This is a genomic window from Pelomonas parva, from assembly GCF_043555835.1.
Taxonomy (GTDB): Bacteria; Pseudomonadota; Gammaproteobacteria; order Burkholderiales; family Burkholderiaceae_C; genus Pelomonas; species Pelomonas parva.
Genome location: NZ_JBIGHV010000008.1, coordinates 77,481 through 96,465 on the forward strand (window position 1 = coordinate 77,481; position 18,985 = coordinate 96,465).

Sequence of the window (18,985 nt, forward strand, 5' to 3'; positions counted from 1 at the left end):
TATGTACGAACTTGGCGTCGTCTACCGCAACATCCGCCGCGCCGACCGCGCCGCTGCCGACGGCCTGGCCGCGTTGGGCTCGGCCACCGTGCACGAGGCCATGGGCCGCGTGGGCCTGCTCAAGCCCTACATGCGGCCCATCTACGCCGGCGCGCAGGTGTCGGGCACGGCGGTCACGGTGCTGCTGCAGCCGGGCGACAACTGGATGATGCATGTCGCAGCGGAGCAGATCAGAGAAGGCGACATCGTCGTCGCGGCCGTCACCGCCGACTGCACCGACGGCTACTTCGGCGACCTGCTCGCCACCTCCTTCCAGGCCCGCGGCGCGCGCGCGCTGGTCATCGACGCCGGTGTGCGCGACGTGAAGACGCTGCAGCAGATGGGCTTCCCCGTCTGGAGCCGTGCCATCAGCAGCAAGGGCACGATCAAGGCCACGCTGGGCTCGGTCAACATCCCCGTCGTCTGCGCGGGCATGTGGGTCACGCCGGGCGATGTCATCGTGGCCGACGACGACGGCGTCGTCTGCGTGCCGGCCGCGCGTGCGGTCGACACGCTGGAAGCCGCCCTCAAGCGCGAGAGCTTCGAGGGCGAGAAGCGCGCCAGGCTGGCCTCCGGCGTGCTGGGCCTGGACATGTACAAGATGCGCGAGCCGCTTGAGAAGGCCGGCCTGCGCTACGTGGACTGATATGGAATTCACCAAGACCCCCGGCTGGCTGGACTGGTACGCCAGCCCCGCCAAACCCAGGTTCCAGCTGCCACCCGGCGCAGTGGACGCGCACTGCCACGTCTTCGGCCCCGGTGCCGAGTTCCCCTATGCGCCGGAACGCAAGTACACGCCCTGCGACGCCAGCAAGGACCAGCTGTTCGCGCTGCGCGACCACCTCGGCTTTGCGCGCAACGTCATCGTCCAGGCCACCTGCCACGGCGCCGACAACGGCGCGCTGCTGGACGCGCTGCAAAGCTCCGGCGGCAAGGCGCGCGGCGTCGTCACCGTGCGGCGCGGCATCAGCGACGACGAGCTGTGGCGCATGCATGCGGCGGGCGTGCGCGGCGTGCGCTTCAACTTCGTCAAGCGGCTGGTGGACTTCACGCCCAAGGACGAGCTGCAGGAGATCGCCGCGCGCATCGCCAAGCTCGGCTGGCATGTCGTCATCTACTTCGAGGCCGCCGACCTGCCCGAGCTGTGGGACTTCTTCACCGCCCTGCCCACCACCGTCGTCGTCGACCACATGGGCCGGCCGGACGTGAGCAAGCCCGTCGACGGCCCCGAGTTCGAACTGTTCCTGCGCTTCATGCGCGAGAACGCCAATGTGTGGAGCAAGCTCAGCTGCCCCGAGCGCCTGTCCGTCACCGGCCCGCGCGCGCTGGACGGCGAGCAGGCGGCCTACCGCGACGTCGTGCCCTTCGCACGCCGCGTGATGAGCGAGTTCCCCGACCGCGTGCTGTGGGGCACCGACTGGCCCCACCCCAACCTGAAGGACCACATGCCCGACGACGGCCTGCTGGTGGACTTCATCCCGCACATCGCGCCGACGCCCGAACAGCAACGCCGGCTGCTGGTAGACAACCCGATGCGCCTGTATTGGCCAGAACTGGATTGATCCATGCCCCTCGACAAGTCCTACACCGACATCCCCGGCACCACCATCTTCGACGCCGACCAGTGCCGCAAGGGCTACTGGCTCAACCAGTTCTGCATGTCGCTGATGAAGGCCGACAACCGCGCCCGCTTCAAGGCCGGCGAGCGGGCCTACCTCGATGAATGGCCCATGACCGACGCGCAGAAGGAAGCGGTGCTGGCACGCGACCTCAACGAGTGCATCCGCCTGGGCGGCAACATCTACTTCCTCGCCAAGATCGGCGCGACCGACGGCCGCAGCTTCCAGCAGCTGGCCGGCAGCATGACCGGCATGAGCGAAGAGGAGTACCGCCACATGATGATCTCTGGCGGACGCTCCGTGGAAGGCAACCGGCGCATCGGCGAAGACGGCGACGCGCAAGCTCATCGACAGCCGCAAGGCAAAGCAGGGAAGAAGTAACCGTGGCCCGCATCACCGCATCCGTCTACACCTCGCACGTGCCCGCCATCGGCGCGGCGTTGGACCTGGGCAAGACCATCGAGTCCTACTGGCAGCCCGTGTTCGCCGGCTACGAGCCGTCCAAGCGCTGGCTGGCCAACAACCGCCCGGACGTCGTCTTCCTCGTCTACAACGACCATGCCACCGCCTTCAGCCTGGACCTGATCCCCACCTTCGCCATCGGCACGGCCGCGCGCTTCGAGCCCGCCGACGAAGGCTGGGGCCCGCGCCCGGTGCCGCCGGTCATCGGCCACCCGGAGCTGGCGGGGCACATTGCGCACAGCGTCATCCAGGACGACTTCGACCTGACCATCGTCAACAAGATGGACGTGGACCACGGCCTCACGGTGCCGCTGTCGCTGATGTGCGGGCAAACCGATCCTGTGCAGGGCGCCTGGCCCTGCGCGGTCATCCCGTTTGCCGTCAACGTCGTGCACTACCCGGTGCCGTCGGGGCGGCGCTGCTTCATGCTGGGCCAGGCCATCCGCCGTGCGGTGGAGTCGTTCGGGCCGGACCTGAACGTGCAGATCTGGGGCACCGGCGGCATGAGCCACCAGCTGCAGGGCCCGCGCGCCGGCCTCATCAACCGCGACTGGGACAACCGCTTCCTGGACCGGCTGATCGCCGAGCCCGACGCGCTCTCGCGCGTGCCGCATGACGAGTACGTGCGCGAGGCCGGCTCGGAAGGCATCGAGCTGGTCATGTGGATGATTGCGCGTGGCGCGATGGCCGACATCAACGGCGGTGCGGCCCCGAAGGTCGCGCATCGCTTTTATCACGTGCCTGCGTCGAACACGGCGGTGGGACATCTGATTCTGGAGAACTCGCAATGAGCAGCACGATCAAGGTCGCCCTCGCCGGCGCCGGCGCCTTCGGCATCAAGCACCTGGACGGCATCAAGAACATCGAAGGCGTCGAGGTCGTCTCGCTGATCAGCCGCGACCTGGACAAGACCCGCGAGGTCGCTCAGAAGTACGGCATCCAGCACGTCACCACTGACCTGGCCGACAGCCTGGCCCTGCCCGAGGTCGACGCCGTCATCCTCTGCACGCCCACGCAGATGCACGCCAGCCAGACGCTGGCCTGCCTGAAGGCCGGCAAGCATGTGCAGGTGGAGATTCCGCTGTGCGACGTGCTGGCCGATGGCGAAGAGGTCATCGCTGTGGCGCAGCAGTCCGGCCTGGTCGCCATGTGCGGCCACACGCGGCGCTTCAACCCCAGCCACCAGTGGGTGCACAGGAAGATCGCGGCGGGCGAGTTCAACGTCCAGCAGATGGACGTGCAGACCTACTTCTTCCGCCGCAGCAACATGAACGCGCTGGGCCAGCCGCGCAGCTGGACCGACCATCTGCTCTGGCACCACGCCGCACACACGGTCGACCTGTTCGCCTACCAGGCGCAGAGCCCGGTCGTGCAGGCGAACGCGCTGCAAGGCCCCATCCACCCGACGCTGGGCATCGCGATGGACATGAGCATCCAGCTCAAGGCCGCCAACGGCGCGATCTGCACGCTGAGCCTGTCCTTCAACAACGACGGGCCGCTGGGCACGTTCTTCCGCTACATCGGCGACACGGGCACCTACCTCGCCCGCTACGACGACTTGTTCGATGGCAAGGAAAACAGGATCGACGTGTCGGCGGTGGACGTGTCCATGAACGGCATCGAGCTGCAGGACCGCGAGTTCTTCGCCGCCATCCGCGAAGGCCGCGAGCCCAACAGCAGCGTGGCCCAGGTGCTGCCCTGTTATCGCGTGCTGCACGACCTCGAACGGCAGTTGAACGCCGGCACGTAGGGCGGGTCATGACCCGCCCTACAGGCTGCCAATGTGGAATGGCCAAATGAAATGAAAACTCGCCGCATCGGCCCCTTCGAAGTCTCGGCCATCGGCCTGGGCTGCATGAACCTCAGCCACGCCTATGGCACGCCGCCGCCGCGCGACGTGGCGGCTGCCGTGCTGAACGGCGCGCTGGACGGCGGCATCACGCTGTTCGACACGGCGGCGCTGTACGGCTTTGGCGCCAACGAGGAGCTGCTCGGCAGCCTGCTGGCCCAGCACCGCGAGCGCATCGTGCTGACCAGCAAATGCGGCATGCAGGGCGTCAATGGCCAGCGCGTCATCGACGGCCTACCAGACACGATTCGCGCCAGCGTCGAGGCCAGCCTGAAGCGGCTGCGCACCGACGTCATCGACGTGCTCTACCTGCACCGGCTGGACTTCAAGGTGCCCATCGAGGACAGCGTCGGCGCGATGGCCGATCTCGTGCGGGCCGGCAAGGTGCGTGCGCTCGGCCTGTCCGAAGTGTCGGCCGCCACCTTGCGTCGTGCGCACGCCGTCCACCCCATCGCCGCACTGCAGACCGAGTACTTGCTGTGGACGCGCAACCCCGAGATCGCCGTGCTGGACGCCTGCCGCGAGCTGGGCATCGCCTTTGTCGCCTTCAGCCCGCTGGCGCGCGGCTTCCTGGGCGGCGAGCTGCGCGACGTCAGCAAGCTGGAGCCCAAGGACATCCGCCGCGCCATGCCTCGCTTCTCGGCCGAGCACTACGCGGCCAACCTGAAGCTGCTGGACGCCTTCCAGGACGAAGCGGCGCGGCTGCACTGTGCGCCGGCCACGCTGGCGCTGGCCTGGCTGCTGCAAAAGGGCGACGACATCATCCCCATCCCCGGCACGTCCAGGCCCGAGCATCTATGGGCGCTGATCGCCGCGCCCCAGCTGCAGCTGGACGGTGCGACGCTGCAGCGTCTGGACGCGCTGATCAACCGTCACACCGTCAGCGGCGCCCGCTACAACGCGGCGACGCAGGCCGAGATCGACACCGAGGAGTTCTAGGCGGCTACCGCGCGGGCTGCTTCAGGGCTCCAGCGCCATCCCCACCACGCGCTCGCCGCCACCCACGGTGCCCAGCGACCTGGCCGCGCCGGTCTTCAGATCGATGGTGACCCAGCGGCTGGCGGCGGCGCCGTCGCTGTTCAAGGCGGCGAACGCCACGTCGCTCAGCGCCTGGATGTCGAAGGCCGCGTTGGTGAACGCCATGCCCAGGGCGCCGACCGTCATCAGCTGCCCCGTGTTGGGCGACACGGCGGGTGCCACGCCTTCACGCGTGCCCTGCGTCACCAGCGCGCCCGTGGTGGCGTCGAGCGCAAAGTTGGTAGTGATCTTGGGGTCGGCCTTGTTGTAGCTGTAGGCCGCGCCCACGACGACGGGCGACTTGCCCGCGTTGGTGTCACCCGCCGCATAGGCCAGCTTGCCGTCGGTCTGCACGCCGTCGAGCGTCGCGTTGCCGTCCACGACCGCGCCGGTGTCGGGGTGCAGGCGCAGGTTCTGCCCGGTGTTGCTGACCACGCGGATGCGGTCCACCGCCGGGTTGAAGTCAAAGCCGAACTGCGTGCCTTCCAGCTTCACCGCGAACGGGCTGCCGACGACGGTGGCGGCACCGGTCTCGTCGTCGACGGTATAGAGCCGGCCCGTGCTGCCCAGCGCGTAGAGCTGCTCCTTGGACACGCGGTAGTCGATGCCCAGCAGGGTTTCGCCAGCCTGCAGGCCGGTGATGTTGACGGTGGCCAGGATGCGGCCCGGGCGGCCGGCATTGAACTTGAGCAGCTTGTTCGACGCGGTGACGGCGACCGCTCTTTCATCGCGCATGTCACCTTCGGGCTCCGGCGCCATGGTGGAACAGGCGGCCAGGCTGGCGAGCAGCACTGCGGCAAGGCTTGCGCGTTGGAAGGAGGCGGTGGTCATGACGGGCCCTTGGGTCGAGTTGTGGGAATGCCAAACGCTGTACGCGGCACCGGTCGAACCGGATGCAGGCGCCGGCGCCGCGATCAGGAAGCCCCGGCGGCGCCAGGCTCCAAACGCTCGGCCACCGCCAGCGCCGACCGCACCGCGCTTTCCAGCAGCGGCACGCCGGCCTCGGCATAGGAGCCGCACCACCACACGCGGCGCCCCGGCTGCGCATGCAGGCGCTGCAACGCGGCCAGGGCCGCGCCGCTGCCAGCGCCCACCAGCGGGCGCTCGAAGCGGGCATGGCCGATGACGCTGTCGTCTCGCGGCGCGCGCTGCGGCATCACGGTCTGGAACAGCGGCACGGCGTGACGCAGCCCCGGCTGCACGCGGTTGATCCAGATGGTGCTTTCGGGTTGCGCGTGTTCCGCACAGACGCGCGCGTTCACCGGCGACCAGTCGGCGCGGCGCGGCGGCATCAGCGCGGTGTCGCGGTGCATCAACACCTCCAGCGCGCGGTAGCGGAAGGCGGCCAGCGCGGCGGCCTCGTCCGGCGCGGAGTCGGCCAGCAAGGCGAGCGCCTGGTTGGCCTGCGTGGCGAAGACGACATGGTCAAACGCCTCCTCGCCGGTGGCGTGCTGCACCACCACGCGGCCGGCATCGGCTGTGCGCCGAACGGCCACCACGCCGGCGCTGCACTGCACGCGCGTGATGCCGGCCAGCAGCTTCGCGGCCACCGCGTCGGCGCCGTCGCGCGCCCGGCGCACGCTCTGTCGCCCCACGCCGGCGGTGGCATAGCCGGCCACCACGGCGGCGGGGTAGGCGCGTGCGTCTGCGGTGCTGCAGGTGGCGATGGTGGCGACGGCCGGCAGCAGCAGGCCGTCGACGAACTCGGGGGCGATGCGCTCGGCGGCGACGAACTCGCCAATGCTGGCGCCGCCCAGCTCCCCGGCCGCCTGAGCCGCGCGCGCCCGGGCATGGAAGCGCAGCGCGCCCTGCACGATGCGCCACCCACGCGCGCTGGCCACGTCCTGCGGCAGCACATAGGGCAGCGACCAGCCACCCAGGCGCGCATTGCGCCAGCGGAAGTAGGCGCGGCCGTCGCAGCCGCTGAAGGTGGTGGCGTAGTCCACCGGCTCGGTGGCCACGCCGAGTTCGGCATAGAGGCGAGTGAGCGTCGGGTAGTAGCCGGGGTAGAACACGCGCAGCGGCACGTCGACCCGCAAGCCCGGGGCTGCGGCGTCGTTGAGCGCCACCGAGCTGGCGATGAAGCCCGGCACCGCATGGCGTTCAAACAGCGTCACCGCATGGCGCCGCGACAGCTGCCACGCGGCCACCAAGCCGGCGATGCCGGCGCCGATGACGGCGATGTTCATCGGCGCAGGGTAGCTGGTGTCACCAGGAATCTGATGGGCCGACTGGAGGCATCAAGACCGAGGCCACCCGCGCAAATGCATCGGCCAGCTATTCAGACCTCAAAGACATGGATCACAAGCGCCGCAGCCCACAGCAGTAGCAAGGCCGCATACACCGCGAACAATGCGCGCGTGGCCGCCTTTGGCCACACGCGCTTGATACCGACGCGCGGTCCCAGTGCAGCCAAAAATAGAACCGCCGTTGAACAAGGGCAATGGGAGCAGATTCAGGGCGTCCACCTTAGCTGCGACCCATGCCAACAGCAGGGGGAAGGATGCCGAGGCTGCGGTGTCGGCGATCCGCTTCAGCATCTCTTGATGCTTCGCTCTGCGGCGAAGGCGCTCCACCAGTAGTTGCGCGGGTAGGCGCCAAGCCTCAGCAGGCGACGCAGGTCCTCTGAACAATCCGATTGATGCTCATCATGGGTCTACCAATGGGGTTGCGAGTGCGCCGGGGGGGGGCGTTGAGGTGGGTGCGTGGAGTCCGCGCCCGCCGGCAGCGGGTTACTGAGCCCAGCCGAGCTGCAGCGCGATCCAGGTCTTGTTGTCGTGCTTGTATTCCAGCGCCGAATTGCGGCCCACAAAGTCGCGCCCCACCAGCAGACCGGCCACAAAGGGCTTGGCCTCGCGGGTCAGGTCAAACAACACGCCGCCCGCCACGGTGTAGCCCGCGATGGTGTTTTCCTTGGTCGTCTTGCTGCCGGGCTTGGCCGGGTCGTCGACGACCTGGGACACCTTCATCGTCGCCACGCCGGCGCTGCCCACGAAACTCAGGCCGCGCGACTCGAACCAGCTCGTGCGGTAGCCCGCGTACATGCCCAGAGACTGCGACGGCTCGAAGCTGCGGTCGTGCGGAAAGTACTTGAAGGGCACAACCATGGGGCCGTAGATCCAGCCGTAGCGGGAGTAGGAGGCGTTCTTCAGCTGCTCTGCGGTAATGGTGTAGGAGTCGCCAACCTTGACATCGCCAGCACCAGTCGGCTCATCGCAGGTCCCGAGGCGCGATTTGTCTTCCACGGAGACCGTGAGGCCGCCATTGGCGCCCAGGCGATTGACACGCAGGCAGGTGTATCTCGGGGCGTTGGCCGTGGTCGCGCCGTTCGCGCCCGCAAGGCCCACAATGTTGGATCGCAGCTTGATGCGGTCGCCCACGGCGATGTCCACCGGCAGGTCGAACTTGGCGGCAGCGGCCTCGGCCGCCTTCGCAGAGCTAGCCGCACTGGCGGCGCTGCCGGCCGCATCGGCAGCGCTCTTTGCGGCGTCGTCCGCAGCATGGGCACCCGTCGAGCAGATCGACAGGGCAAGAAGGGCAGAAAGGGTGATCGGCAGCAATGTCTTCCCAAGCGCTTTCATGGTGGCTCCCAGTGTTGAACGGTGATGAGGACGCGGGCTAGGCATGCCACACGTGGCGGCGATGCCGATGGGGCCAGACTGTTGAGCGCCTAGGCCCGCCGCACACCATCAAAACTGCTGAGTCCGCGCTTCGGCGCATCAACGCCAGGCACGAGCAACAGGGCAGCAGGAGTGACGCTCGGGTGGCTCTCCAACCCTAGGCCTGCGTCATGCGCCCTCACCGCCGCATAGCTACTGCGCCTGCCTACTGCAGGGTGATCTCCTGATGGGACTTGCCTCGTCCAAGCTTCCAGCGCGACGTGGTCGCCCTCGGGGAACTTCCCTTCACCATCGACCGCTGACGGCCGGGAGAAAGCGTCCAGCGGTGCGGTGCAAAGCAACGGTCACATCTCCACGCAAACGCGGCACCTACCGCGCTGCGCAGGCGGCCAGCTCACCTCATTTGCTCGACGGAAACGAGAACACCGCCCCCTCCCTCACCCCCGCCGACGGCCACCTCTGCGTGATCTGCTTGCGCCTTGTGTAGAACCGCACCGCATCCGGCCCATAGGCATTCAAGTCGCCAAACAGCGACCGCTTCCAGCCGCCAAAGGAGTGGTACGCCACCGGCACCGGCAGCGGCACGTTGACGCCCACCATGCCGACGAGGATGTGGTCGGTGAAGTGCCGCGCCGTCTCGCCGTCGCGCGTGAAGATGCAGGTGCCGTTGCCGTACTCGTGGGCGTCGATCATGGCCATCGCGGCCTGCAGGCTGTCCACACGGACGATGCCGAGCACCGGGCCGAAGATCTCTTCCTCGTAGATGCGCATGCCGGGCGTCACGCGGTCGAACAGGCAGGGGCCGAGGAAGTAGCCGGCCTCGTGCCCCGCAACCGTCAGGCTGCGGCCGTCCACCACCAGCTCGGCGCCCTCTTCCACGCCCTGGTCCACATAGCCGCGCACCTTGTCCAGGTGCGCCTTGGTGACCAGCGGCCCCATGTCGCAGCCGGCCTCGCGGCCCGAGCCGATCTTCATGCGGGCCATCTCGGCGACGAGCTTCTCGCGCACGGCATCGGCCGTCGCGTCGCCCACCGCCACCACCAGCGGAATGGCCATGCAGCGCTCGCCGCAGGAGCCGAAGGCCGCGCCCATCAGCGCCGTCACGGCGTTGTCGATGTCCGCATCGGGCATGACGACGGCGTGGTTCTTCGCGCCGCCCAGGGCCTGCACGCGCTTGCCGTGCTTGGTGCCGGTCGAGTAGATGTATTCGGCAACCGGCGTCGAGCCGACAAAGCTGATGGCCTGCACGCGCGGGTCGGTCAGCAGCGTGTCCACGGCCTCCTTGTCGCCGTTGACGACGTTCAGCACGCCCGGCGGCAGGCCGGCGTCCTGGGCCAGCTGGGCGATGAACAGCGTGCTGCTGGGGTCGCGCTCGGAGGGCTTCAGGATGAAGGTGTTGCCGCAGGCCACGGCCATGGGCCACATCCACAGCGGCACCATGGCCGGGAAGTTGAACGGCGTGATGCCGGCGCAGACGCCCAAGGCCTGGAACTCCGACCAGGCATCGATGCCCGGGCCGACGTTGCGGCTGTGCTCGCCCTTCAGCAGCTCGGGCGCATAGCTCGCGTACTCGACGTTCTCGATGCCACGCTGCAACTCGCCCAGGCTGTCGGCCAGCACCTTGCCGTGCTCGTCGGTGATGAGGCGGCAGATCGTGTCGGCATGCTGCTCCAGCAGCTCCTTGAAGCGGCTCATCACGCGGGCGCGCTTGAGCGGCGGCGTGTTGCGCCAGGCGGGGAAGGCGGCTTGCGCGGCGGCGATGGCCGACTCGACCGTGGCGCGGTCGGCCAGGCGGACCTGCTCGCCGACCTTGCCGGTGGCGGGGTTGAAGACGTCGGCCGAGCGGCTGCCGCCGTCGACGGGCTGGCCGTTGATGAGATGGGTGATCACAGGTTGCTCTTGATGGATGAGTTAGGCAGTCGCATTGAAGCAGTCGCCCAAGGCGGAGACCAGCGTGTCGATCTGCGCCTCGGTGCTGATGAAGGGCGGCGCGAGCTGGATGGTGTCGCCGCCGTAGCGCACGTAGAAGCCCTTGGCATACATGGCCATCGCGATGTCGAAGGGGCGCTTGGCCGGCTCGCCGGGCAGCGGCGTGACGGTGATGCCGGCGGCCAGGCCGTAGTTGCGGATGTCGGCGACGTGTTTGGCCGTGCGCAAGCCATGCACCGCCGCTTCGAGCTTGGGCGCCAGCGCCTTGACGCGCTCCAGCGCATGGTCGCTCTCCAGCAGGTCCAGCGACGCGATGCCCGCCGCGCAGGCGACCGGGTGGGCCGAGTAGGTGTAGCCGTGCGGGAACTCCAGCATGTAGTCGGGCCCGCCCTGGGCCATGAAGGCGTCGTGGATCTCCTGCTTCGCGACGACCACGCCCAGCGGCTGCACGCCGTTGGTGATCTGCTTGGCGGCGTTCAGGATGTCGGGCGTCACGCCGAAGGCCTCGGCACCGGTCCACGCACCGGCGCGGCCGAAGCCGGTGATGACCTCGTCGAAGATCAGCAGGATGTTGTGCGCGGTGCAGATCTCGCGCAGCCGCTGCAGATAGCCCACCGGCGGGATGACGACGCCGGCCGAGCCCGAGAACGGCTCGACGATGACGGCGGCGATGTTGCTGGCGTCGTGCAGCGCGATCAGCTGCAGCAGCTCGTCCGCCAGCGCGGCACCCATGGGCCCCTCCTGCGGCGGCATGCCCTTGAAGAAGCTGCCGTTGGGCGGCTGGGTGTGCGGCAGGTGGTCGGCCTCCACACCCTGGCCGAAGTGCTTGCGGTTGCCCACCATGCCGCCGACCGAGATGCCGCCGAAGTTGACGCCGTGATAGCCCTTGGCGCGGCCGATCAGCCGCGTCTTGGTGGCCTGGCCCTTCACGCGCCAGTAGGCCCGGGCCATCTTCAGCGCCGTGTCGGCCGACTCCGAACCCGAGCCGGTGAAGAACACACGGTTCAGGCCGGTCGGCATCTTCTCGACGATCTTGTTGGCCAGCTCGAACGACAGCGGGTGGCCGAACTGGAAGGCGGGCGAGTAGTCCAGCTCTCGCACCTGGCGGCTGACGGCGTCGACGATCTCGGTGCGCGCATGGCCCAGGCCCGTGCACCACAGGCCCGACAGGCCGTCGAAGATCTGCCGGCCTTCGTCGGTGCGGTAGTAGGCGCCGGCCGCGCCGGTCAGCACGCGCGGGTTGGCCTTGAACTGGCGGTTGCCGGTGAAGGGCATCCAGTGGGCGTCCATCCAGCCTGCGGGTCGGTCTTGGTCTGCGGTGAGCGTCATGGCGTCTCGTGCGAGTGGTTTGCGCCGGCATCCTGCCCAAGCCGATGCTTGTAGAAAATGCCCACATCTCGATGTCTACTTGCCTGCTGATGAAACCAAAGACAGCGAACCTCCCTGGCCAGATCGCCGACGTGGACCTGCGCCTGCTGCGCGTCTTCAAGGCGGTCGTCGAATGCGGCGGCATGGCGGCGGCGGAGCTGGAGCTCAACGTCGGCATGCCCACCATCAGCCGGCAGATCAAGGACCTGGAGGAACGCCTGGGCCTGGTGCTGTGCCGCCGCGGCCGCGCTGGCTTTGCGTTGACCGCCGAGGGCGCCGGGCTGTATGCGGCGGCGCTGCAATTGTTGGCCGCCACCACCGACTTCCGCGCCCGGCTGGAGGAGATCCACCAGCAGATCGGCGGCGACCTGCACCTGGCGCTGTTCGAGAAGACCGCCAGCAACCCTGCCTGCCACATCGCCCGCGCGCTGGCGCAGTTCCACGAGGCCGCGCCGGGCGTGAAGCTGCACATCCACGTCGGCACCATCACCGACATCGAGCAGGGCGTGCTGTCGGGCCAGTTCCAGGTGGGCGTGATCCCCGAGCACCGGCGCTCGGACAGCCTGGCCTACCGGCCGCTGTTCGGCGAGCAGATGCACCTCTACGCCGGCCAGGGGCACCCCTGGTTTGCAGCCGACCACCGCTGGCGCTGGGCCGACCTGCGGCGCCAGCCACTGGCTGGCCTGGGCTACCACTCGCCCAACCTCGTGCTGACGCACCGCCGCAAGCTGGAGCGGGCGGCCACCGCGTCGGACCAGGAAGGCGTGGCCACGCTGATCCTGACCGGCGGCTTCGTCGGCTTCCTGCCGGACCACTACGCCCAGCCCTTTGTCGACGCGGGCCGCATGCGCGCCGTGTCGGTCGATGAGTTGAGTTATGACTGCAGCTTTGCCTGCATCCATCGCCGCGACCCTGCGCCCACCCGCGCCGCGTCGACGCTGGTGCAGGCGCTGGAAGCCGCGCACGCGGCGGGCTGAGGGCTACTCGCCTGCGCCCTGCTCCAGGTTCTCGCGCAGCTTGCCCAGCAGCGCCAGCAGCTGTCGGCACTCCGCCTCGTCCAGCCCGCTGACGGCCTGCGCCGAGACCCGCTGCGCCTGCTTGCGCACCTGCTGCTGCAAGGCCTTGCCCTCGGCGCTGACCTGCAGGCGCACGCTGCGCTTGTCGGCCGCGTCGGCGCCGGCCTCCAGCAGGCCGCGCTCGCGCAGGCCCGCGATCAGCCGCGCCACCTGGCCCTTGTCGCGCCCCGCGTGCTGGACCAGCTCGCTCTGCGTCGCGCCCGGCCGGGCGGCGAAGAAGCCCAGCGCCTTGGCCTCCATGTGGCTGAGGTCATGCGCCGCTTCCTTCAGCGCCTGGAACTGCAGCGAGCGGAAGCGGTGCATGACAGCGTGGACGCTTTCCACGACTTCGTCGGCCAGGCTGGATTTATGGTTGACAGTATCAACTTGTTTGCGCATGATGGATGACATTATCAACCAATGCATCAATCCATGTCAGACCTTGCAACCGCCCCCGCCCGCCGCATCCAGCGCATCCGCCATGAACTGCAACGCCGCGACCTCGAAGTCACGCGCGTCGAGCAGCTCAGCCCCAACTTCGTCGCCGTCACGCTCCACGGCGAATCACTGGCCAGCTTCCGCTCCGATTCCTTTGATGACCATGTGAAGCTGTTCTTCGGCGACGACGCCAAGCGCGACTACACGCCGCGCAGCTTCGACACGGATCGTCGTGAACTGACCCTGGAGTTCGCGCTGCACGGCAGCGGCGCCGCCTCTGACTGGGCGCGACAGGCGGCGGTCGGCCAGCGCCTCGCCGTCGCCGGCCCGCGCGGCTCCATGGTCATCCCAACCGACTACGACTGGCACCTGCTCATCGGCGACGACTCCGCGCTGCCCGCCGTGCATCGCCGCCTGGAAGAGTTGCAGCCCGAGGCGCACGTCATCGTGCTGCTGCAGGTCGGCGACGCTGCGGACCGTCGGCCTTTGCCTGCTCACGCGCAAGTGCAATGGGTGGCAACACCCGAGGAACTGCAGGCCGCCGTCGCCGCCTTGGCGCTGCCCGACGGCGAAGGCTTTGCCTGGGCTGCTGGCGAGGCGTCGGCGATGGCCGCCCTGCGCCCGCTGCTGGTGGCCAAGGGCCTGCCCAAGGAGGCGCTGAAGGTGGCGGCCTACTGGAAGGCCGGCGCAGCGGCTTTCCACGAGACGATCGACACCTGATGCCGGCGGCTCGAATCCTCTCGGCCTGAGCCGGTCTTCCCTGCGGGACGAAGCGCCTCTCACCGCCCTGCGGCACTGCTGAATCCGTCACGCAAGCCCGGCAAACCGGCTTGCTGGGTAATAGTGCCGCCACTGGCACAATCGTCGGACTTCAGGTCTTCGCGTCGCCGACGTCATCGCAGTGGAAACCACGCTCGCCGAGCCGCTTCAGTCCGCCCTGTCCGGGGTTGCGCGCATGCTCGTGCATGCCGGCAAGCTGCAGGCCAAGGCCGCCGAGGATCTCGTCAAGCAGGCGCGCGAAAAGAAGATCAGCTTCGTCAACGCCGTGATCGCCAGCGGCCAGGTATCGCCTGCAGACCTGGCGCACACGCTCTCAAGTGCGCTTGCGCTGCCGCTGCTGGATCTGGCGGCGATGGACCCGCAGCGCATGCCGCAGAACGTCATCGACGGCAAGCTGGCCCAGCAATACCAGGTGGTGGCGCTGTCGCGGCGCGGCAATCGCCTGTTCGTCGGCGGCGCGGACCCGACCGACCTGGAGGTCATCGAGCGCATCAAGTTCGCGACGCAGCTGCAGCCCGAGTGGGTCATCGTCGAGCACGACAAGCTGGCCAAGATGCTGACGAATGTCGGCGTCAGTGCGACGGAGTCGTTGGAGTCCATCGCCGGCGGCGACTTCGACTTCGACATCGCCGAGGACGACGCAGCACCGCAGCAGGAGGCGGCGGAGCTGGCCGATGTCGAGGACGCGCCGGTCGTGCGCTTCCTGCAGAAGATGCTGGTGGATGCCATCAACCTGCGCGCCTCGGACCTTCACTTCGAGCCCTACGAGTACCACTACCGCGTGCGCTTCCGCGTCGACGGCGAGTTGCGCGAGATCACGCAGCCGCCCATCGCCATCAAGGACAAGCTGGCCTCGCGCATCAAGGTGATCTCGCGCCTGGACATCGCCGAGAAGCGCGTGCCCCAGGACGGGCGCATGAAGCTGAAGTTCGGCGCCAAGTCCATCGACTTCCGCGTCAGCACGCTGCCCACGCTGTTCGGCGAGAAGATCGTCATCCGTATTCTGGACTCGTCCTCAGCCAAGCTGGGCATCGAGGCGCTGGGTTACGAGAAGATCGAGAAGGAGCGCCTGCTCGCCTGCATCTACCGCCCCTATGGCATGGTGCTGGTGACCGGCCCGACGGGCTCCGGCAAGACGGTGTCGCTCTACACCTGCCTGAACATCCTGAACCAGCCGGGCGTCAACATCTCGACCGTCGAGGACCCCGCGGAAATCAACCTGCCGGGCATCAACCAGGTCAACGTCAACGACAAGGCCGGCCTGAACTTCTCTGCGGCGCTGAAGTCCTTCCTTCGGCAAGACCCGGACATCATCATGGTCGGCGAGATCCGCGACCTGGAGACGGCCGACATCGCGATCAAGGCCGCGCAGACCGGCCACATGGTCATGTCGACGCTGCACACCAATGACGCACCCAAGACGCTGACGCGCCTGCTGAACATGGGCGTGGCGCCGTTCAACATCGCTTCCAGCGTGCTGTTGATCACGGCCCAACGCCTGGTGCGACGCCTGTGCGAGAACTGCAAGCAGCCGGCCGAGTACCCTCGCGAAGCCATGTTGAAGGCCGGGTTCCTCGAAGAAGAATTCGACGGCAGTTGGAAGCCCTTCCGTGCGGTCGGCTGCAACAACTGCACGAACGGTTACAGGGGCCGCGTCGGCCTTTACCAAGTGATGCCCATCACCGAAGCCATCCAACGCATCATCCTCGCGGAGGGCACGGCCATGGACATCGCGGACCAGGCCAGGAAAGAGGGCGTGCGTGACTTGCGTCAGTCGGGCCTCGTCAAGGTCCGGCTCGGTGTCACGACGCTTGAAGAAGTCCTGGCCGCCACCAACGAATAAATCAGCTCAGGAGAGCGCATGGCCACTGCAACCGCAGCAGCAAAAGGCGTCAAGGACTTCGTCTTCGAGTGGGAGGGCAAGGACCGCAACGGCAAGATCGTCAAGGGCGAACTGCGCGCCGGTGGCGAAGCCATGGTCAGCGCCACGCTGCGCCGCCAGGGCATCCTCGTCAACAAGGTCAAGAAGCGCCGCACCAGCGGCGGCACGTCCATCAAGCAGAAGGACATCGCCGTCTTCACGCGCCAGCTCGCCACGATGATGCGCGCCGGCGTGCCCCTGCTGCAGGCCTTCGACATCGTCGCCCGCGGCGCAACCAACCCGCGCCTGACCCGGCTGCTCAACGACATCCGCCAGGACGTGGAGACCGGCACCAGCCTGTCCGCCGCCTTCCGCAAGCACCCGATGTACTTCGACGCGCTGTACTGCAACCTCGTCGAGGCCGGCGAGACGGGCGGCATTCTTGAGGCCTTGCTGGACCGCCTGGCCATCTACCAGGAGAAGACCGTCGCGCTGAAGAACAAGATCAAGTCGGCGCTGACCTACCCGATCGCCGTGCTGGTCGTGGCCTTCATCGTCGTCGCGGTCATCATGATCTTCGTCATCCCGGCCTTCAAGGACGTGTTCACGTCCTTCGGCGCCGACCTGCCCGCACCGACGCTGATCGTCATCGCGATGTCTGAGTTCTTCGTCAGCTACTGGTGGGCCATCTTCGGCGGCATCGGCGGCGGCCTGTACTTCTTCATCCAGAGCTGGAAGCGCTCGGAAAAGATGCAGAAGCGCATGGACCGCATCCTGCTGAAGATCCCCGTGTTCGGCGACCTGCTCTACAAGTCGGCCGTGGCGCGTTGGACGCGCACGCTGTCGACGATGTTCGCGGCGGGCGTGCCGCTGGTCGAGGCGCTGGACTCCGTCGGCGGCGCCTCGGGCAACGCGGTCTTCCAGGAGGCCACCGAACAGATCCAGCGCGACGTCTCCACCGGCTCCGCGCTGACGACGTCGATGCAGACGACCGGCATCTTCCCGACCATGGTGTTGCAGATGTCCTCCATCGGCGAGGAGTCCGGCTCGCTGGACCACATGCTGGCCAAGGCCGCCGAGTTCTACGAGGACGAGGTGGACGAGGCCGTGAAGGCGCTGTCCAGCCTGATGGAGCCCTTCATCATCGTCATCCTCGGTACCTTGATCGGCGGCATCGTCGTGTCCATGTACCTGCCCATCTTCAAGATCGGCACGGTCGTCTGAGCGACCGCGGCAGGACGCCGAACGCGGGCGGCCTGCCGCCCGCATCCCTTCACCCGTTGCCCGTCCCTCCATGCCTCTCGCCTCCATCGACTGGTCTCTCTGGCTCTCGCCCTGGTTGCTGGGCCTCTTCGGCCTGTGCATCGGCAGCTTCCTGAACGTCGTCATCCACCGCCTGCCGCTGATGCTGGAGCGGGAGTGGCTGCATGACGCCGCCGCCCAGCTGATCGACCCAGCCGTCATGACGCGCGTCGCCGGCGTGCCCCGGGCCGAGACCGACAAGCTGGCCAAGGCCGTCGATGCCTACGGCACCAAGATCGAGGAACTGCCGCCGCTGGGCATCGCAACACCGCGTTCGCGCTGCCCACACTGCGGCCACCAGCTGCGCTGGCACGAGAACCTGCCGCTCGTCGGCTGGCTGCGCCTGGGCGGCAAGTGCGCGGCCTGCAAGGCGCCGATCTCCAAGCGCTATCCCGTCATCGAGGTCGCGACCGGGCTGGCCTTCGCGGCGCTGTCCTGGCGCTTCGGCGCACAGCCGACGACGCTGCTGTGGTGCGGCTTCGTCGCCGCGCTGATTGCGCTGGCGATGATCGACTGGGACACCACGCTGCTGCCCGACGTCATCAACCAGCCGCTGCTGTGGGCCGGGCTGCTGGCTGCGCTGCTGGGCTGGACGCCGGTCTCGCTGGAGAACGCTGTCATCGGCGCCGTGGCCGGCTATCTGTCGCTGTGGTCCATCGCCGGGCTGTACGCCAAGCTGCGCGGCCAGATCGGCATGGCGCCGGGCGACTTCAAGCTGCTGGCGGCCCTGGGCGCCTGGCTGGGCTGGCAGATGCTGCTGCCGGTCGTGCTGGGAGCCTCGGCGGTGGGCGCCGTCGTGGGCCTGCTGATGAAGCTGACGGCCAGCCTGCGCGAGGGCCGCTACGTGCCCTTCGGCCCCTTCCTGGCCGGCGGCGGCCTGGTCGTGCTGTTCGCGGGCAGCCAGACGGTGCTGGGCTGGCTGGGCTGGGCCTGACCGCATGCACAACAAATGAGGATTGGCCTGACCGGCGGCATCGGCTCGGGCAAGAGCACGGTCGCCGGCTTCCTGCGCGAAGCGGGCGCGGCCATCGTCGACACGGATGCCATCTCGCGCGCGTTGACGCTGGCTGGCGGCGCAGCCATGCCGGCCATCGCGCAGGAATTCGGCGCGGACTTCGTGACCACCGACGGCGCGCTGGACCGCGAGCGCATGCGCGCCCTCGCCTTCTCCGACGCGGCGGCCAAGCGCAGGCTGGAGGCCATCCTGCATCCGCTCATCACCGCCGGGGCCCTCGCGCAGGCGGACGCGGCCACCGCGCCGCTGATCGTCTTCGACGTGCCGCTGCTGGTGGAATCCGGCCGCTGGCGGTCACGCGTCGCGCGCGTGCTCGTTGTCGACTGCTCCGCCGCGACGCAGATCGAGCGTGTGCTGCAGCGGCCAGGCTGGACACGGGAGGGCGTCGAAGGCGTCCTCGCTGCCCAGGCGACGCGCGAGGCGCGCCGCGCCGCCGCCGACGCCGTGTTGCTGAACGACGGCATACCACTGGACACGCTCAGAAACGAGGTCAGGAGCCTGGCCGCCCGCTGGGGCTGTGAAACAATCACGCAGCCCTGAGAGGGTGAGAGCTTGTCATCCATGCCCGCCTTGCCCGCCAAAACACCCTCGCCCGTCGTTGCAAATGCTCGCCATAGCTCGCTATGGCTGC

General features: G+C 68.3%; 18 protein-coding genes. 12 read left to right on the top strand and 6 right to left on the bottom strand.

What is annotated here, in order from left to right:
* Window position 1: 1 nt before the first annotated feature.
* The 6 genes from ligK to ACG00Y_RS20520 are packed head-to-tail and all read left to right on the top strand — an operon-like array spanning window position 2 to window position 4,908.
* Window positions 2–685: a 4-carboxy-4-hydroxy-2-oxoadipate aldolase/oxaloacetate decarboxylase gene (ligK, locus tag ACG00Y_RS20495; protein WP_394482071.1), complete on the top strand. Its 684-nt coding sequence runs from the start codon at window positions 2–4 to the stop codon at window positions 683–685.
* 1 nt (window position 686) lies between these two features.
* On the top strand, window positions 687–1,601 hold the full coding sequence (locus ACG00Y_RS20500; protein WP_394482073.1) for an amidohydrolase family protein: 915 nt from the start codon (window positions 687–689) through the stop codon (window positions 1,599–1,601).
* A gap of 3 nt (window positions 1,602–1,604) precedes the next feature.
* On the top strand, window positions 1,605–2,039 hold the full coding sequence (gene ligA, locus ACG00Y_RS20505; RefSeq protein WP_394482075.1) for a protocatechuate 4,5-dioxygenase subunit alpha: 435 nt from the start codon (window positions 1,605–1,607) through the stop codon (window positions 2,037–2,039).
* A 2-nt stretch (window positions 2,040–2,041) separates the two neighbouring features.
* Window positions 2,042–2,911: a class III extradiol dioxygenase subunit beta gene (locus tag ACG00Y_RS20510; protein WP_394482077.1), complete on the top strand. Its 870-nt coding sequence runs from the start codon at window positions 2,042–2,044 to the stop codon at window positions 2,909–2,911.
* Complete coding sequence (locus ACG00Y_RS20515) at window positions 2,908–3,870, top strand: Gfo/Idh/MocA family oxidoreductase (RefSeq protein WP_394482079.1); 963 nt, start codon at window positions 2,908–2,910, stop codon at window positions 3,868–3,870. The genes ACG00Y_RS20510 and ACG00Y_RS20515 overlap by 4 nt, the downstream gene beginning before the upstream one ends.
* A gap of 51 nt (window positions 3,871–3,921) precedes the next feature.
* Window positions 3,922–4,908 carry an aldo/keto reductase gene (locus ACG00Y_RS20520; protein WP_394482081.1) on the top strand — a complete coding sequence of 329 codons (987 nt, stop codon included), beginning with the start codon at window positions 3,922–3,924 and terminating at the stop codon, window positions 4,906–4,908.
* Window positions 4,909–4,929: 21 nt separating this feature from the next.
* Here ACG00Y_RS20520 and ACG00Y_RS20525 read toward each other — a convergent pair whose 3' ends face one another.
* The 5 genes from ACG00Y_RS20525 to aptA form a co-directional block, all read right to left on the bottom strand.
* Window positions 4,930–5,817, bottom strand: coding sequence for a DUF4394 domain-containing protein (locus tag ACG00Y_RS20525; protein ID WP_394482083.1), 888 nt, complete (start codon window positions 5,815–5,817; stop codon window positions 4,930–4,932).
* Between the two features lie 83 nt (window positions 5,818–5,900).
* Window positions 5,901–7,175 (bottom strand): NAD(P)-binding protein, encoded by a 1,275-nt coding sequence (locus ACG00Y_RS20530; protein ID WP_394482085.1) that lies wholly within the window; start codon window positions 7,173–7,175, stop codon window positions 5,901–5,903.
* A gap of 543 nt (window positions 7,176–7,718) precedes the next feature.
* A complete protein-coding gene (locus tag ACG00Y_RS20535) occupies window positions 7,719–8,612 on the bottom strand; it encodes a hypothetical protein (RefSeq protein WP_394482087.1) in 894 nt (297 codons plus the stop codon).
* 393 nt (window positions 8,613–9,005) lie between these two features.
* Window positions 9,006–10,514: a CoA-acylating methylmalonate-semialdehyde dehydrogenase gene (locus ACG00Y_RS20540; protein ID WP_394482534.1), complete on the bottom strand. Its 1,509-nt coding sequence runs from the start codon at window positions 10,512–10,514 to the stop codon at window positions 9,006–9,008.
* 3 nt (window positions 10,515–10,517) lie between these two features.
* A complete protein-coding gene (gene aptA / locus ACG00Y_RS20545; protein WP_394482088.1) occupies window positions 10,518–11,864 on the bottom strand; it encodes an omega-aminotransferase AptA in 1,347 nt (448 codons plus the stop codon).
* A gap of 89 nt (window positions 11,865–11,953) precedes the next feature.
* Between aptA and ACG00Y_RS20550 the strand changes: the two genes are divergently transcribed.
* Window positions 11,954–12,880 (top strand): LysR family transcriptional regulator, encoded by a 927-nt coding sequence (locus ACG00Y_RS20550; protein ID WP_394482090.1) that lies wholly within the window; start codon window positions 11,954–11,956, stop codon window positions 12,878–12,880.
* A 3-nt stretch (window positions 12,881–12,883) separates the two neighbouring features.
* On the opposite strand, the gene ACG00Y_RS20555 is transcribed toward ACG00Y_RS20550, so the two are convergent.
* Window positions 12,884–13,282: a MarR family winged helix-turn-helix transcriptional regulator gene (locus ACG00Y_RS20555; RefSeq protein ID WP_394482092.1), complete on the bottom strand. Its 399-nt coding sequence runs from the start codon at window positions 13,280–13,282 to the stop codon at window positions 12,884–12,886.
* A gap of 108 nt (window positions 13,283–13,390) precedes the next feature.
* Between ACG00Y_RS20555 and ACG00Y_RS20560 the strand changes: the two genes are divergently transcribed.
* The 5 genes from ACG00Y_RS20560 to coaE all read left to right on the top strand — a co-directional run bounded on the left by ACG00Y_RS20560 (window position 13,391) and on the right by coaE (window position 18,894).
* Complete coding sequence (locus ACG00Y_RS20560; RefSeq protein ID WP_394482094.1) at window positions 13,391–14,116, top strand: siderophore-interacting protein; 726 nt, start codon at window positions 13,391–13,393, stop codon at window positions 14,114–14,116.
* 235 nt (window positions 14,117–14,351) lie between these two features.
* The gene (gene pilB / locus ACG00Y_RS20565; protein WP_394482536.1) at window positions 14,352–16,019 is read left to right on the top strand and encodes a type IV-A pilus assembly ATPase PilB; all 1,668 of its coding nucleotides are present in this window, start codon (window positions 14,352–14,354) and stop codon (window positions 16,017–16,019) included.
* A gap of 18 nt (window positions 16,020–16,037) precedes the next feature.
* Entirely contained in the window at window positions 16,038–17,261 is a 1,224-nt protein-coding gene (locus ACG00Y_RS20570) for a type II secretion system F family protein (protein WP_394482096.1), read from the top strand.
* A 70-nt stretch (window positions 17,262–17,331) separates the two neighbouring features.
* Window positions 17,332–18,273: a prepilin peptidase gene (locus tag ACG00Y_RS20575; RefSeq protein WP_394482098.1), complete on the top strand. Its 942-nt coding sequence runs from the start codon at window positions 17,332–17,334 to the stop codon at window positions 18,271–18,273.
* Window positions 18,274–18,288: 15 nt separating this feature from the next.
* Window positions 18,289–18,894, top strand: coding sequence for a dephospho-CoA kinase (gene coaE / locus ACG00Y_RS20580; protein WP_394482100.1), 606 nt, complete (start codon window positions 18,289–18,291; stop codon window positions 18,892–18,894).
* Window positions 18,895–18,985 lie beyond the last annotated feature (91 nt).